14 protein-coding genes, 1 tRNA gene and 1 pseudogene are annotated in these 15,371 nt (G+C 61.6%); 2 read left to right on the top strand and 14 right to left on the bottom strand.

Annotation, left to right across the window (positions count from 1 at the left end):
- Positions 1 to 2: 2 nt before the first annotated feature.
- From deoA to N7E02_RS16820, 10 genes and pseudogenes are all read right to left on the bottom strand, one after another.
- The gene (gene deoA / locus N7E02_RS16865; protein ID WP_286583423.1) at positions 3 to 1,316 is read right to left on the bottom strand and encodes a thymidine phosphorylase; all 1,314 of its coding nucleotides are present in this window, start codon (positions 1,314 to 1,316) and stop codon (positions 3 to 5) included.
- A complete protein-coding gene (deoC, locus tag N7E02_RS16860; RefSeq protein WP_286583421.1) occupies positions 1,317 to 2,090 on the bottom strand; it encodes a deoxyribose-phosphate aldolase in 774 nt (257 codons plus the stop codon).
- 106 nt (positions 2,091 to 2,196) lie between these two features.
- A complete protein-coding gene (locus N7E02_RS16855) occupies positions 2,197 to 2,994 on the bottom strand; it encodes a purine-nucleoside phosphorylase (RefSeq protein WP_286583418.1) in 798 nt (265 codons plus the stop codon).
- Positions 2,991 to 3,383, bottom strand: coding sequence for a cytidine deaminase (locus N7E02_RS16850; protein ID WP_286583416.1), 393 nt, complete (start codon positions 3,381 to 3,383; stop codon positions 2,991 to 2,993). Before N7E02_RS16850 ends, N7E02_RS16855 begins: the two co-directional genes overlap by 4 nt.
- A 4-nt stretch (positions 3,384 to 3,387) precedes the next feature.
- Entirely contained in the window at positions 3,388 to 4,359 is a 972-nt protein-coding gene (locus N7E02_RS16845) for an ABC transporter permease (RefSeq protein ID WP_286583413.1), read from the bottom strand.
- A gap of 3 nt (positions 4,360 to 4,362) precedes the next feature.
- Positions 4,363 to 5,466, bottom strand: a complete 1,104-nt coding sequence (locus tag N7E02_RS16840; protein ID WP_092995859.1) for an ABC transporter permease — start codon at positions 5,464 to 5,466, stop codon at positions 4,363 to 4,365.
- An 82-nt stretch (positions 5,467 to 5,548) separates the two neighbouring features.
- Entirely contained in the window at positions 5,549 to 7,084 is a 1,536-nt protein-coding gene (locus tag N7E02_RS16835) for an ABC transporter ATP-binding protein (RefSeq protein WP_286583409.1), read from the bottom strand.
- Positions 7,085 to 7,155: 71 nt separating this feature from the next.
- Positions 7,156 to 8,149 (bottom strand): annotated as a pseudogene (locus N7E02_RS16830) (BMP family lipoprotein).
- A gap of 244 nt (positions 8,150 to 8,393) precedes the next feature.
- Complete coding sequence (gene msrA / locus N7E02_RS16825) at positions 8,394 to 9,044, bottom strand: peptide-methionine (S)-S-oxide reductase MsrA (RefSeq protein WP_286583408.1); 651 nt, start codon at positions 9,042 to 9,044, stop codon at positions 8,394 to 8,396.
- 62 nt (positions 9,045 to 9,106) lie between these two features.
- A complete protein-coding gene (locus tag N7E02_RS16820) occupies positions 9,107 to 9,433 on the bottom strand; it encodes a hypothetical protein (RefSeq protein WP_286583407.1) in 327 nt (108 codons plus the stop codon).
- A 199-nt stretch (positions 9,434 to 9,632) separates the two neighbouring features.
- On the opposite strand from N7E02_RS16820, the gene N7E02_RS16815 reads away from it, so the two are divergent.
- Positions 9,633 to 9,722: transfer RNA gene (locus tag N7E02_RS16815), tRNA-Ser, on the top strand.
- 81 nt (positions 9,723 to 9,803) lie between these two features.
- Here N7E02_RS16815 and tehA read toward each other — a convergent pair.
- The 4 genes from tehA to N7E02_RS29775 form a co-directional block, all read right to left on the bottom strand.
- Positions 9,804 to 10,808: a dicarboxylate transporter/tellurite-resistance protein TehA gene (gene tehA, locus N7E02_RS16810; protein ID WP_286583405.1), complete on the bottom strand. Its 1,005-nt coding sequence runs from the start codon at positions 10,806 to 10,808 to the stop codon at positions 9,804 to 9,806.
- 137 nt (positions 10,809 to 10,945) lie between these two features.
- Positions 10,946 to 11,917 carry an MBL fold metallo-hydrolase gene (locus N7E02_RS16805; protein WP_286583402.1) on the bottom strand — a complete coding sequence of 324 codons (972 nt, stop codon included), beginning with the start codon at positions 11,915 to 11,917 and terminating at the stop codon, positions 10,946 to 10,948.
- 275 nt (positions 11,918 to 12,192) lie between these two features.
- On the bottom strand, positions 12,193 to 12,954 hold the full coding sequence (locus tag N7E02_RS16800; RefSeq protein ID WP_286583400.1) for a CDP-diacylglycerol pyrophosphatase: 762 nt from the start codon (positions 12,952 to 12,954) through the stop codon (positions 12,193 to 12,195).
- A gap of 317 nt (positions 12,955 to 13,271) precedes the next feature.
- Complete coding sequence (locus N7E02_RS29775; protein WP_353622897.1) at positions 13,272 to 13,400, bottom strand: cupin domain-containing protein; 129 nt, start codon at positions 13,398 to 13,400, stop codon at positions 13,272 to 13,274.
- Positions 13,401 to 13,809: 409 nt separating this feature from the next.
- On the opposite strand from N7E02_RS29775, the gene N7E02_RS16795 reads away from it, so the two are divergent.
- Positions 13,810 to 15,360: an alpha/beta hydrolase gene (locus N7E02_RS16795; protein WP_353622896.1), complete on the top strand. Its 1,551-nt coding sequence runs from the start codon at positions 13,810 to 13,812 to the stop codon at positions 15,358 to 15,360.
- Positions 15,361 to 15,371: the final 11 nt, after the last annotated feature.

The raw sequence follows: 15,371 nt of genomic DNA, 5'->3' as shown, positions 1-15,371 counted from the left end.
TCTCAGCCGATCCGCTCGATGATGACCGGCGAAGGTTCCGGTGCTTGCGCATCGATGCGGTAGCTGGCCAGCACCGTTTTCACCGTCTGTTCGGCCTGCTCCTGCGAGGCGGCATGCACGCGGGCGATCGGCTGGCCTTTCGAGACCGGTGAACCAAGCGGCAGGAGCGCGTTCAGGCCGACGCGGTGGTCGATCGGGTCCGACACCTTGCGGCGACCGCCGCCGAGATCCACGACTGCGAGACCGAGGGCGCGGGCATCGCAGGCGGCGAGATAGCCATCCTGAGGGGCCAGTACATCCAGAACGATCGGCGCCGATGGCAGATAGGCTTCAGGGCGATCGCAGAAATCCGTGGGGCCGCCGAGGGCGTGGACCATGCGGGCAAAGGTTTCCATCGCCCGGCCGGATGTCAGAGCCTGGCGTGCGAGGCATTCGCCCGCGGATGCACTTGAGACCAGCCTTGCCTGGAGGAGCATTTCTGCGGCCTCGGCGAGAACCACGGTTTCCAGCCGCGTGCCGGACTTCTGGCCGGCGAGGAAACCGACGCAGTTGGCGATCTCGAGTGTATTGCCTGCGGCATCGGCCAGCGGCTCGTTCATGTCGGTGATCAAAGCGGCCGTAGGCACCCCTGCCCCACCGGCAACTTCGACCAGCGAACGGGCAAGTACACGGGCTTCCCCGATATCCTGCATGAAGGCGCCGGTGCCGACCTTCACGTCCATCAGCAGGGTCCGGAGGCCTGCCGCCAGCTTCTTCGACAGGATGGAGGCGGTGATCAGCGGCACGGATTCGACCGTCGCGGTGACGTCGCGGATCGCATAAAGGCGGCGGTCGGCGGGAGCGAGATCTGCCGTCTGGCCGACGATGGCGCAGCCGACATCCCTGACCGTCCTGACGAAGCGCGCTTCATCCGGCGCGATGTCGTAGCCGGGGATGGACTGCAGCTTGTCCAGCGTGCCGCCGGTATGGCCGAGGCCGCGGCCGGAAATCATCGGGACGGCAAGGCCGCAGGCGGCTGCAATCGGCGCCAGCATCAGCGAGACATTGTCGCCTACGCCGCCGGTCGAATGCTTGTCGGCGATCGGGCGATCGATACCGGACCATCGCAGGACGGAGCCGGAATCGCGCATGGCAAGTGTCAGAGCCACCGTCTCGTCACGGGACATGCCGCGGAAGAACACTGCCATCGCGAAGGCTGCAACCTGGGCTTCTGATATCCCCTCGCCGGTCACGCCCTCGATAAAGGTCGCGATCTCATCCCGCGACAGGGACTGTCCGTCCCGCTTTCGGCGGATGATCTCCTGCGGGAGCACCATTCAGTAATTGCCGGCAGCGGCGCGCGGCGCAGTGGTGCCGCCGAGAACCGCCAGGATATCGTCCAGCAGGCTGGACGCGCCAAAGCGGAAGGTCGAGGGCATGATCCAGTTGGGACCCATGATGGTTTCGGCCAGCCGCAGATAAAGGTCCGCATCGGCGACGGTGGAGATGCCGCCGGCCGGCTTGAAGCCGACCTTGCCTTTGGACTGGCGGATGGCCGTCAGCATGATGTCAGCGGCTTCCAGCGTCGCATTGACCTGAACCTTGCCGGTCGAGGTTTTTATGAAATCGGCACCGGCCGCGATCGCAAGCTCGGATGCGAGACGCACAAGCTCCCGGCTTCTGATCTCGCCGGTTTCGAGGATCACCTTGAGGCAGGAATTCGGGCAGGCGGCGCGGACTGCCTCCACCATGGTGGTCACGACACTTTCATCACCGGCGATGAAGGCCTTGTAGGGAATGACGAGATCGATCTCGTCGGCGCCGTCTTCAACCGCCTTGCGGGTTTCCGCGACGACTTCGGCGACGGGAAGTTCGCCGGACGGGAAGTTGACGACGGTGGCGATCCGCACCGGATGACCTTCGCCGAGGATCTGGCGGGCATGGGCGACGAAGCGCGGCCAGATGCAGATCGCGGCGGTGTTGCCGTAAGGCGTCTGCGCGCGCAGGCACAGGTTGTCGATCGCGGCATTGTCGCAATCATCACGCAGGTTGGTCAGGTCGAGAAGAGACAGGGCAAAAGCCGCCGCCTCGCGCGGGCTCTGGAGTTCCATTGCGTCCTCCGCTTCTGATTGAGGGCTCATCTTTAGCGTTCAACCGATTTGATGCAACCCACGCATTCGAGGGTATGGGGCCGATTGTCGCTACGGTTTTGATAAATCAGCCGTTGTTTGCAATCATTTCGTACAAAACACCGGCCAGGCGGGCGCCGCCGATGGGCGCCATGTCCTTGGTTTCCTCATGGCTGAGTTCTGCGCCGGTCATGCCTGCCCCGTAATTGGTGATGACGGAGGCGGCTGCAACCTTCAGCCCGAAATAGCGGGCGAGGATGACTTCCGGCACCGTCGACATGCCGACGGCATCGGCGCCCAGCGTGCGCGCCATGCGGATCTCCGCCGGCGTTTCGAAGCTCGGGCCGGAGAACCACATATAGACGCCGTCGAAGAGCGGCACGCCGGCGCGGATCGCGGCATTGCGCATCTTCAGCGCCAGATCGGCGTCATAGGCGCTGGTCATGCCGACGAAGCGGCCGTCGCCATGCTCGCCGATCAAAGGGTTCATGCCGGAATAGTTGATATGGTCGGTGATCTGCATGACGGAGCCGGGCGGCATGTCTTCGCGCACCGAACCGGCGGAATTGGTGAGGATCAGCGACTGGACGCCGATGCCCTTCAGCACCTCGAGCGGGAAGCGCATGGCCCGCGCGTCACCCTTTTCATAATAATGCGCCCGGCCGGAGAGCATGATCACCGGCTGGCTGCCGAGATAGCCGGCCACCAGCTCGCCCGCATGACCGGTGACGCCGCTGACGGGGAAACCATCGAGTTCGCTGTAGGAGATGCGCACCTGATCGGTGATGCCATCGACAAGCGAGCCGAGGCCGGAGCCGAGTACGATCGCAACCCGTGGCACGAGGACGCCCAGACGCTCTACGAGGTGGTCGGTGACCGCGCTCATCCGATGACATCCGTCTCAAAGGCGTAGGGCAGCAGTTCCGCCATGGTGACGGTCTTTGCCACGCCGGTCTCGTCGCAGAGATAGATGCGGGTGTCGGCCGAGGCGAATTCGGAAATCTTCTGCCGGCAGCCGCCGCAGGGAGTGCAGAGCGGCAGCTTTTCGGCGATCACCGCCAGTTCGACGATCTTCTTTCCGCCACCCATGACCATGGCGCCGATCGCCGTCGGTTCGGCGCACCACCCTTGGGGAAACGAGAGGTTCTCGATATTGGCGCCGAGATAGACCTTGCCGTCATCCGCCTTCAGGGCGACGCCGACCGGGAATTTCGAATAGGGTGCGTAGGCCTTGGTCATGGCCTCGCGGGCGGCTTCGAACAGCTCATGGGACATTGGTTCAACGTTCCTTCGAATAGGCGACACCGCCGGCCTTGGGCGGGCGGGCGACGCCGATGAAGCCCGCAAGCAGGACGCAGGTGAGGATATAGGGCAGCGCCTGGAAGATCTGCACCGGCACTTCGCCGATCAGCGGCAGGGACTTGCCCTGCATGAAGTTGGCGAAGGCATCGAGGAAGCCGAACAGAAGGCAGGCGAACATGACCGGCACCGGCTTCCACTTGGCGAAGATCAGTGCTGCTAGCGCGATATAGCCCTTGCCGGCCGACATGTTGTTGATGAAGGCGGCGGACTGGGCGATCGCCAGATAGGTGCCGGCGAAACCGGCCAAGAAGCCCGTGACGATCAGGGCGCGGTAGCGCAGCCAGGTGACCGAAATGCCGGCGGTATCGACTGCACCCGGATTTTCACCCACTGCACGCAGGCGCAGGCCGAAGCGGGTGCGGTAGAGCACCCACCAGGAAATCGGCACCATGAGGAAGGCGATATAGGTGAGGATGTTGTTGCCGGAGATGACATTGGCATAGAGCGGTCCGATGATCGGCACCTCGCGCATCATGTCGGCGCCGGGCAGGACGATGCCGGAGAAGCGGCCCTCCGGCGGCACCTGGCCGGTACGGCCGCCCTGGTTGAACCAGGCCTGGCCGAGCACGATCGTCAGGCCCGCTGCGACGAAATTGAGCGCCACGCCGGAGACGATCTGGTTGCCGCGATTGGTAATCGAGGCAAAGCCGTGCAGCATGGAGAAGATGATCGAAACCACGATGCCGGCGCCGAGACCCGCCCAGGCATTGCCGGTCCAGTAGGCGACGCAGGCCGCGGCAAAGGCGGATGCCAGCATCTTGCCTTCGAGCCCGATATCGAAAATGCCGGCGCGTTCGGAAAAGAGACCGGCGAGTGCCGTGAACAGCAACGGGATGGAGAGGCGGATCGCCGAGCCGAGGATGCTGACGAATGTATCGAAATATTCCATGGCTTATCTCCCCTTCGCCGTCTGGTAGAGCCTGACCATGGCCGGACGCAGCATGTATTCCAGCGCGCCGGCAAAGAAGATGACGAGGCCCTGGATGACGACGATCATGTCGCGGGTGATGCTCGGCATTTCGAAGGAAAGGTCGGCGCCACCCTGGTAAAGGATGCCGAACAGGAGTGCGGCGAAGATGATGCCGACCGGGTGGCTTCGTCCCATCAGCGACACGGCAATGCCGACAAAGCCGGCACCGGCGACGAATTCCACCTGCAGGCGGGCCGAGGCGCCCATGACGGCATTGAGCGACATCATGCCGGCGAGACCGCCGGAAATGAGCATGGCGATGATGACCGTGCGGACGTAAGGGATGCCGGCATAGACGGCAGCCGTCGGGCTGATGCCGAGCGTGCGCATCTCGTAGCCGAGCTTGGTGCGCCAGATCAGCAGCCAGACGAGGTAGCACATGACGAGCGCGATGATGAACGACACGTTGAACGGCGCCGGACCGAGCTTCAGGCCGAACAGCGCCATCAGCCAGTCGAGCTTCGGCAGCTGGCCGCCCGGCAGGAAGGTGCGGGTTTCCGGTGCCATCTTGCCCGGCACGATCAGCACATGCACGAGCAGATAAACCATCAGCGCCGCGCCGATGAAGTTGAACATGATGGTGGTGATGACGATGTGGCTACCGCGCTTGGCCTGCAGCCAGGCCGGAATGAAGGCCCAGGCTGCGCCGAAGACGGCCGCGCCGACGATGGCAAACGGCATGGTCACGTACCACGGCACGTAATGATCGAGCGAAAGCGCCACCAGAGCCGCGCCGAGGCCGCCGACATAGGCCTGGCCTTCCGAGCCGATGTTGAACAGGCCGGCATGGAAGGCGACCGCGACGGAAAGGCCGGTGAAGATGAAGCTGGTGGCATAAAAGAGCGTGAAGCCGATCGCGTCACCGCGGCCGAGCGCGCCCTGGATGAGGAATTTCAGCGCCTCGAACGGGTTCTCGCCGATCGCCCAGACGACGAGGCCGGAGAAGAAGAAGGCAAGGACGAGGTTGAGGAGCGGGATGACGCCATAGGAAATCCAGCCGGGCAGTGGAACGGAAGCCGTGCTCATGCGTCCCTCCCCGCCGATCCGACAACCATTCGTCCGTCAGTCATTCCAAACTCCAAAACTCTAAAGGTGACGGCGGCTAGGCTCATGCCGCGATCCCCGCCATCATCAGGCCGAGCGACTGCTCATCGGCATCGGACGGCTTTTCGCCAACCACCTTGCCGGCAAACATCACCAGGATGCGGTCCGAGAGCGAACGGATCTCGTCGAGTTCGACCGAAACGAGAAGCACCGCCTTGCCGGCATCGCGCATCTCGATGATGCGCCGGTGGATGAATTCGATCGCGCCGATATCGACGCCGCGGGTCGGCTGGCCGATCAGCAGCATTTTCGGGTCACGCTCGATCTCGCGGGCGACGACGATCTTCTGCTGGTTGCCGCCGGAGAAATTGGCGGTCTTCAGCCGCGGATTCGGCGGGCGTATGTCGTATTTCGCGATCTGTTCCTCGGCGCTTTTTCGGACGGCGTCGAGATCCAGCATGGCGCCGCGGCCATAGCGCGGGTCGTGGTGATAACCGAGGATCGAGTTTTCGTATTCCTCGAATTTCAGTACCAGACCCATGTGATGCCGGTCTTCCGGGATATGGGCTAGGCCGAGCTGGCGCAGCAGCGCCGGATCGGCGGCCTCGACGACCTTGCCGTCGACGAGGATCTGGCCCGATACCGGTTTGCGGATGCCGGCCAGCGCTTCCAGAAGCTCCGACTGTCCGTTGCCGGCAACGCCTGCAATGCCGACGATCTCGCCGGCGCGGACATCGAAGGAGACGTCGTCGACCATGGTGACGCCACGGCCGTCCTTCACCGTCAGGTTTTTTACCGACAGGAGAACCGGGCCGGGATTGGCATCGCCCTTTTCGACGCGCAGAAGCACGCGGCGGCCGACCATGAGTTCGGCAAGTTCGGCAGCGCTCGTCTCCGACGTCTTGCGGGTCGCCACCATCTCGCCGCGGCGCATGACCGATACTTCATCGGTGATCGCCATTATCTCGCGCAGCTTGTGGGTGATGAGAATGATCGTCTTGCCCTGGTCGCGCAGGACTTCGAGGATGCGGAAGAGATGATCCGCCTCGGCCGGCGTCAGCACGCCCGTCGGCTCGTCGAGGATGAGGATATCGGCCCCGCGATAGAGAGCTTTCAGGATCTCGACGCGCTGCTGGCTGCCGACCGGCAATTCCTCGATCAGCGCATCCGGATCGACTTCCAGGCCGTAATCGGTTTCCAGCCGCTTCAATTCCTTGCGGGCACCGGCCACGCCCTTCGCCAGAAGCTGGCCGCCTTCGGCGCCGAGCATGACGTTTTCCAGCACGGTGAAATTCTCGACCAGCATGAAGTGCTGGTGGACCATGCCGATGCCGGCCGCGATCGCCGCCTGGCTGTCCTTGATCGTCACCGGCCTGCCCTGGATGCGGATTTCGCCCTCGTCGGCGTGATAAAAGCCGTAGAGGATCGACATCAGCGTCGACTTGCCGGCACCATTTTCGCCGATAATGCCATGGATCGAGCCCTTGGCGACAGAGAGGTTGATGTTCTTGTTCGCGTGGACGGCGCCGAACTTCTTGTCGATCCCGACTAGTTCGATGGCCGGCTCTTTCGCGGGCTCATGGGAAGATTGGAGGCTCAATGGTCGACCTTTCGCCTGATACGCAAAAGGGCGCATGGCGGAAACCGCCACGCGCCCCTTCGATAATAGGCTTAGTTCGGGCAGGCGTTGTCCGACATGTAGTCGTGTACCTTGACGGTGCCTGCGATGATGTCAGCCTTGGCCTTTTCGACTGCCGCCTGCATTTCCGGCGTGATCAGCGACTTGTTGTTGTCGTCGATCGCAGCGGTGACGCCATCTTCCTTGATGCCGTTCGCCTGGACGCCGGCGGTGAACTTGTCTTCGGCGGTGTCCTTGTAAGCGTTGTAGACGGCGAGGTCGACGCGCTTGACCATCGAAGTCAGCACTGAACCGGGATGCAGGTGGTTCTGGTTCGAGATCGACGCCGATCGAGAACTTCTTGTTGTCGGCTGCGGTCTGCAGCACGCCGAGGCCGGAGGCGCCGGCAGCCGCATAGACGACATCCGCGCCCTGATCGATCTGGTTCTTGGCAAGTTCGCCGCCGCGAACCGGGTCGTTCCAGGCTGCACCGGTGGTGCCGACCATGTTCTGGAAGACCTCAGCGTCAGACTTCACCGCCTTGACGCCCTGGGCGTAGCCGCAGGCGAACTTGCGGATCAGCGGGATATCCATGCCACCGACGAAACCGACCTTGCCGGTCTTGGACGCCATGCCGGCGAGGATGCCGGTGAGGTAGGAGCCTTCCTCTTCCTTGTAGACGACCGAGCGGACATTCGGCAGATCGACGACGGAATCGACGATGACGAACTTGGTGTCCGGGAATTCGGCTGCAACCTTTTCCATCGCGGACGTCCAGGCGAAGGAGACGGCGACGACCGGGTTGTAGCCGCGGCTTGCGAAGTTGCGGATCGCCTGCTCGCCCTGCGTGTCGCTGGTCGGCTCGAAATCGCGGTACTCGGTGCCGGTTTCCTTCTTGTAGGCCTCGGCGCCGGCATAGGCGGCTTCGTTGAAGGATTTGTCGAACTTGCCGCCGGTGCCATAGACCAGTGCCGGCTTGATCTCGGCGGCCAGAGCGGTCGTCGACATCGCAGCCACGGCAAGAAGGCTCAAAAGGGTTTTCTTCATCATGCAGCCCTGTTTTTTAGTGTTTAGGTCCTCCCGCGGGTCCATCCAGAGGACACCATGCGGTCACCTGCCCCCTCTTAGAAGGCTTGGCTGCCTCTACTCTTGCATGCGCCGCTGAAAAATTCACCAGATTTTTTTCAACTGGTAAAAACGCCTATCCCTTTGGCAGCCTGCATGAATTCGCCGCGGACTTTGCATAAATCCGCGGCGCTATTCATTTGCTCAGACTACTTTCGAGGGGTGTTTAGCCCACCGGGCAGGACACGCCAGTGCCCTTCAGGCCGCAATAGCCGCCGGGATTCTTGGCGAGATATTGCTGATGATAGTCCTCGGCGTAATAGAAGTCCGGAACCGGGATGAGCTCGGTCGTGATTGCCGTATCGCGGCCGGCCTTGGTCAGCGCGTCCTGGAACGCGCCCAGTGCTTCGCGAGCTTCCGTCGCCTGGGCATCGCTGGTCGTGTAGATGGCCGAGCGGTAGGTCGTGCCGATGTCGTTACCCTGGCGCATGCCCTGGGTCGGATCATGTTCCTCGAAGAAGATCTTCAGCAACTGCCGGTAGGACACGACCGTCGGATCGAAGACGACCTTGACGATCTCGGCATGGCCGGTCTGGCCCGTCGTCGTTTCATGATAAGTCGGGTTCGGCGTGATGCCGCCGGCATAGCCGACCGCCGTCACGTAGACGCCGGGCGTCTTCCAGAACAGGCGTTCGGCGCCCCAGAAGCAGCCCATGCCGAAATAGGCGACTTCGAGGCCTTCCGGGTAGGGCTCCATCAACGGGCGGCCGTTGACGAAATGGATATCCGATGTCGGGATTGCTTCGGGGCGTCCCGGCAGGGCAGTTTCAACGGACGGCATGGCCGTCTTCTTGGAGAAGATGTCGATCAGGTTCATGTCTTGCCTCCAAATCCGGCGGGTTCGCCCTCGCCTGCGGCCCGGTCACGTCGACTGACGGATCAGGCCGAGAACCGTCCGGCAAAGGATGTTCTCTTGTAGCCGATGATCCAGAAAACGAGCGCCAGCAACAGAAACACGGCAACGGCGGGCTGAGCCAGGACCGGTGCCACGAAGGGTCGCCATATATCGGCGCTGATATAGTCATTCGCTGCGAATTCTGCCAGTGTCAGGCTTTCGGCATCGAGATTGAGCCAGGCATTGCCGAGGCTGGTGAGCACGATTTCCGAGGTCGAGACCGACTGAATCGAATCGATCGTGCCGACAAGAATGGCGGCGGCCAGAGCCAGGAAGCTCAGAAAGTGGAAAACCGCCCGCAAACCGCTCATCGCGCCGATCTTCCTTCTTCGCGTAGACTGCCTTGTTCGGAAAAAGAATAGCTTTGGCACCCCTGCTTTGCAACGCGCGGACGGCATTTCGTGGAGATGTCAAAAATCCTTCAGAATCGGGTTGATCCTTCAGCAATGATCGGTATATATCGCGGCCGTTCCAACGTTTTGCCTCGAATAGGGCGCAAGACATCCTAAAGGACAGGTGGCCGAGTGGTTTAAGGCGCACGCCTGGAACGCGTGTGTGCGTGAAAGCGTACCGTGGGTTCGAATCCCACCTTGTCCGCCATTTCTCCAAACCAGATATTGCAATATTCGGCCTGCCTCTCGGCAGCGGAAAAGAGCAAGATTCTGCCAGGAGCCTTCTGGCTCAACCGCCGACCGGGCGGAGCGGGAAGAGCTTGCCGCGCAGCAAGAGGCCGAGCGTCATTACCACGAGAAGCGCAATCAGCGCGTTGACGATCACAAAAACCGGCACGGCAAGGGCGGGGACAAGCCCGGCATCGCCGCGCTCGGACATTCGCACGACGGCGGTAGCAAGAGCGGTCAGGCCGAAGGAAAAGGCCCAGTAGCCCGCGGTGAAGGGCTGTTTCAAAAGCCAGGGCAGGATGCGGATCATCAACAGCGCCTGCAGCAGGCCATAGCCCAGCATGGCATGCGCCAGCATGTCCGGCATGCCGGTGGTCGCGCTCAGATAGGCGACGGTGCCGACGGTTGGCGGCGCGAGCTGAATGCCCATTGTCGGGCGGATCGGCTCGTTCATCTCGCCCGCTGTCAGGAGGCGGTTGAGCAGCACCGATTCAATGGCAAGCCATGAAAAGAAGCCGGCACCGAAAGCGAGCTGGCTAAGCCCCTGATAGCCCAGCGCGCTTCCCACGATGCCCGTGACATAGGAGCCCGCGACTGTTGGGAGGTAGAGGACCGCAGTGGTGGTCGAGGGGTCGCGGCCACCGCGCCACAATGCACCGGTGCGCCACAGTGCGAAGAGCGCGGTCCAGGAGAAACCCAGCCAGAAGACGATAGCGGCCAGCACATAGGAGGACGGCAACATCACGTTGGCCACCAGCATGGTCGCGACGCCGACAAGGCCGACGAAACAGCATTGGACCGGATGCTCCAGCTCCTGAACTGCATCCTGGCGAAAGACTATCCATTTCAAGGCATAGCAGAGGACCAGAAGCAGCCATATGGCGGCGCCGATCATCCCGATGACTTCACCGACCACAGCGGAGACGCCCCAATAGGCGGTTGCGGCCCGCCAGCTTCCCGAAAGACCGACAACGCCAAGCACCAAGCCGAATGCGGCAGCCGGTACCACCGGCAGCCGCATACCAACGGAAGCGGAAGCGGGCTGAGAACTGCTATCTGACACCATGACCTGTTCCTCGGATAACGTGGCGGCGTGGCAGATCCTACCGCTCTTGCTAGCTTGAATATCCGCAGGAACGCCCGAACGCTTGCATGATCGGGCTGATAAATTGATGCCGCGGTCTTCAGCCCAGCCAGTGGACGTCAGACGCCTTCATAAACGAGCTTGGTGAAGAAATCGGGCCCGATGACGAACTGGCCCCATTTCGCGTCGAAAGCCTTTGTCGGCTTCTCCGCCTGAGTTTGAGCCAGCGTCATGCCTTTCGCCTTCAGCCTCGCAACATTATCGCGGATCGCAACGAGCATGTCGTGAAACTCCAGCATTTCAGCCCTGTTGCTGACCGGCATGCCGTGGCCTGGAATGATGATCGTATCCCGGTCGGCCAAAGCCAGGTTCTTCTCCAGCGCGCGGATCGTACCGTCGATGCTGCCGCCGGTCGAATAATCGATGAAGGGGTAGATTCCGTTCCAGTAGGTGTCGCCTACATGCAGCACGTTGTTCTTCTCGAAGAGAACATAGATGTCGCTGTCGGTATGGGCGCCGCCCTCATAGTGGACCAGCTTCAGGGTTTCGCCATTCATCGCCATGTCATGGCTGGCGCCGAAAACCTCTGTCGGCAGGGCCTTGGGCGGCGCGGGAGGAAAATCGAAATCCCAGTCTTCAACGCGCTGCGCTTCGTGCAGGTGCCGAAGAGTGTTCTGCTGAGCGATGATATGGGCACCGTCACGCCCCATCCATTCGTTGCCGTCTGCGTGGTCGAAATGCCAGTGAGTATTGATGAGCTGGCGAACCGGCGCGGCTTTAAAGTCGGCAAGCGATTGTTTGATGCGGGGTTCAGAGGCGGTGATACCGGCATCCACCAGCAATGTACCGTCGGCGCCCGGCAGTGCGAGAATATTGCCTCCCGAGCCCTCCAGCACGGCGAAGCCGCCGCGGATCTTGTGCGTGGTGATCTCCGCCGTAGCGGCCGCGCCGCGCATCTTGTCGACGATGCCTTGGGCCTTGGCAAAAACCTGGCTGGGTGACAGTGAAACGCCGCTCGCCGCCAGCGCGCCCATACCGACGCAGCAGAGGCAGAAATTGCGACGAAGAATTCCTTGAGAATGAATGGACATTTGCAAATCTCCCTGGTGATAGAAACGTTGCAGCGCAACGGATCTCCAAGCCGCAAAGCTGTTCGAGAGCGATGCGATCCTGGCAGATCGAATTGGGCAAACCGGGTTGCTGGGGTGCGCTGATAGGGAGAGCTTACCGGCTCAGAAATGAGCCGCTTGTACGTTCCATCCAAAAACACGTGGAGCGTGCATTTCCGCGGGTTCTCGGTCGAAGAAGCCTATAGGCTGACGGACCGAAAGATCCGCGATTATCTTATGCCATCGCAGGCGCACCCTCATCGCCCCGTGCAATCATGATCCTGCAACTCTTCGGCAGATGCCAGATTGAGGTCGAACAGATCCCGTTCGGTTGCCAGCAGGATCACCTCTCCGTTTGTGGCCGCCGCCATGGCGATGGACATGCGATCCATCGCCATGGCGGCGCGCGGCATTCCCAGCGCTACGACACGAAAGGCTCCGACTTCCTCGAACTGGGTGAGGCTGATGCGGCGGACGAAATATTGATGCCCTTCCAGATCCACCGGGAATGGCGTCCAGGTTTCGCTGATGTTGCCGTCAAATCGCGCGAGAAGCTGCCCGACCTGCGGCTTGGCGCAGGAAATATGAATGTGAAGCTGGCCCTGCGACCTGCCGAATTTGGAGTTTATCGCCAGGAGCACATCCTGATCGGGCAGCGGGGCAGCACGTCCGATGGAGAGCACCTTCCTGGTGGACCAGGCAAGCTCGAAATAGTTGGGAAGCGTGCCCGACAGGAGTTCGTCATTCTCGATGCCGGAGACGCGTTTTGTCGGAAGCAGCAGATAGTGGCTGCTGCCCTTGCGGTCCTTGATCAGGACGTAACCTTCGAACGGGTCGGCCAGTATGCAGGGAGGATCGGCCGTTCCGGCTGGACTTGCGAGACATGCCTGCTCGATCCGCCACAGCGCATTCGATTCGAGATTGAAGATGGTGGAACCGAATATCATCCATGCGATGAAGGCGGCCAGAACAACCGACAGCGAGGCTGAAATAACGGCCCATACATATCCTCTTCTCAAGATTTTTCCCTGCCTGTTTTCTGAATGCCGATGGATCGGACGGTGGTGAAAATCGTGCGCAGCGCCGCAATGCCATCACTGCGAAGGCGTGAGCTAATCCAGAAGCTGGATGCCCACTCTCTCTGATGCAGCCTCTACCCTCTGCATCAAGTCCTGGGTGACATTAACCGGTCTGGCTTCGGTTGCCGTATCCGGCAGCCGCTCACCGAGCTCACGCAGGAATTTCACATGCCGGCCACCCGGTACCGATGTGCAGATCATTCGTACACATGTTGATGTCTCGTTGCGAAAAGCATGCGGCACGCCGGGTATGCCGATCACGAAGGTGCCCGGATGCGCATGGATCGTCTCCTCCCCAGATTGAAGGTGACCACACCGTCAATGACATAGAAAGATTCGGTCTCGACCGAATGAACGTGTCGCGGAGTACCGCCACCAGGCGGCACGGTGACATCGAAGAGATCACTTCCTGGGTCGACCCGGCATCCCGGACGATGCGTACGAAAGTGCCGAGCACATTCCAGTTCTCTATCTTCAACTTGTCCAAGATGCCTCTCTGCGCAAATCCGATCGTCGCGGGGAAAGCTCCTCGGTATCGATGACAGGTTCGTTTCCGGGCAGGAGGCATTCGTTACAATTGTCGTGCGGCCGCAGGATACTCCGCTTATGGCATGCCATGGACCCTGAGGCGCCGCACACTATCTTCGGGTCGGGACGATACCCTGCCGGTCCGGCAGAATTCGATGTGAGCCGATTGCGAGGGTTTGGATTGATATTACGGCTTCTGGGATCATTGTGTGCAACGGGCACACTCTTGGCACTTCTCTTTTCGCGGGCTCGCTGACGCCGAGCCTGATGCCGCGCTCCTATCTCGTCCAAGGGCTGCTGTCGGGGGTCTGTGCGGCCGCCGGATATGCGATCGGCGTCTTTCTCAGCTGGCTATGGCGCTATCTCGAACTGCCCTGGCTATCGCGACATGCCCTGCCGATGCGTGCCTTTACGCTGGTGGCGGCCATCATCATCGCCAGCATCTTTCTCTGGCATGCGGTTGGATGGCAGAACTCGATCCGCTCGCTATGGGGCATGGAGCAGCTCGACAGTGCCGATCCGGTGCGTCTGGCCGCCATCGCAGCTGCCACGTTTGCGCTGCTGTTTGCCATCGGCCGGCTGTTCCGTCTTTCCGCCAACCGGCTCTCCGACCGGCTGGATGCGATCATGCCGCGCAGGGTGTCCAACGTGATCGCATTTGCGCTGGCGATCATCCTGTTCTGGTCCATCGGTCAGGGCCTATTGCTGAGATGGGGCCTGAATGCCGCCGACGCGTCGTTCCAGAAGGCGGACGAAATGATCGTGCCGGACGAGAAGCCTCCCGCGGGCGTCGATGTTACCGGTGGAGATCAATCGCTCGTCGCCTGGGACGATCTCGGCAGGCAGGGGCGGTCATTCGTCTCCAGCGGGCCACGCGCCCGGGCAATCGGCGACTTCTGGAAGACGCGGGCACTTAATCCGATCCGCGTTTACGTCGGGCTCAACAATGCCGAGACGGTCGAGGATCGTGCGAAGCTGGCGCTGAAAGAACTGCAGCGGCAGGGAGGGTTCGAACGATCGCTGCTCGTGGTGATCGCGCCCACGGGAACCGGCTGGGTCGATCCTGCCGCGATCGATACGCTCGAATATCTCCACAGGGGCGATGTCGCGAGCGTCGCTCTGCAATATTCCTATCTCACCAGCTGGCTTTCCCTGCTGATCGAGCCGGAAAGCGGCCAGGACGCGGCAAAAGCCATGTTCCAGGAGGTCTACAAATACTGGAAGACACTGCCGGCCGATAAGCGCCCCCGGCTCTACCTCCATGGCCTAAGTCTCGGGGCGCTGAACTCCCAGCTCTCGACCGATATTTACGACATCGTCGGCGATCCGTTCAACGGCGCTCTCTGGAGCGGGCCGCCGTTTCGAAGCCAGACGTGGAATTACATAACCGCGGCGCGGGAACCGGGCTCTCCGGCATGGCTGCCGCGTTTCAGAGACGGGTCCGTCGTCCGCTTCGCGAACCAGAACACCACCGCGAGCGGCGACTTTGCCCCTTGGGGAGCGATGAGGATCGTCTACCTACAGTACGCGAGCGATCCCGTCGTGTTTTTCGACCCGTCGTCGTTTTTCCGCGAGCCGCAATGGCTGAAGGGCGAACGCGGTCCGGACGTATCGCCCGATTTCACATGGCTGCCGATCGTGACGGCACTGCAGCTCGTGGTCGACATGGCGATCGCGACCAGCTCGCCGGTGGGATATGGCCACGTCTACGCGCCTGAGCACTATATCGATGCGTGGATTCCGCTGACAGATCCGCGGGATGTCTCGCCAGCCGACATCCCGCGTCTCAAGGAGCATCTGAAAACGATCGTCGACTGATCTCAGTCGAC

The organism is Terrirhizobium terrae (assembly GCF_030323265.1).
Lineage (GTDB): Bacteria > Pseudomonadota > Alphaproteobacteria > Rhizobiales > Rhizobiaceae > Neorhizobium.
The sequence above is the reverse complement of the archived record's forward strand: the minus strand, read 5'-3'. Positions and strand labels throughout refer to the sequence as shown.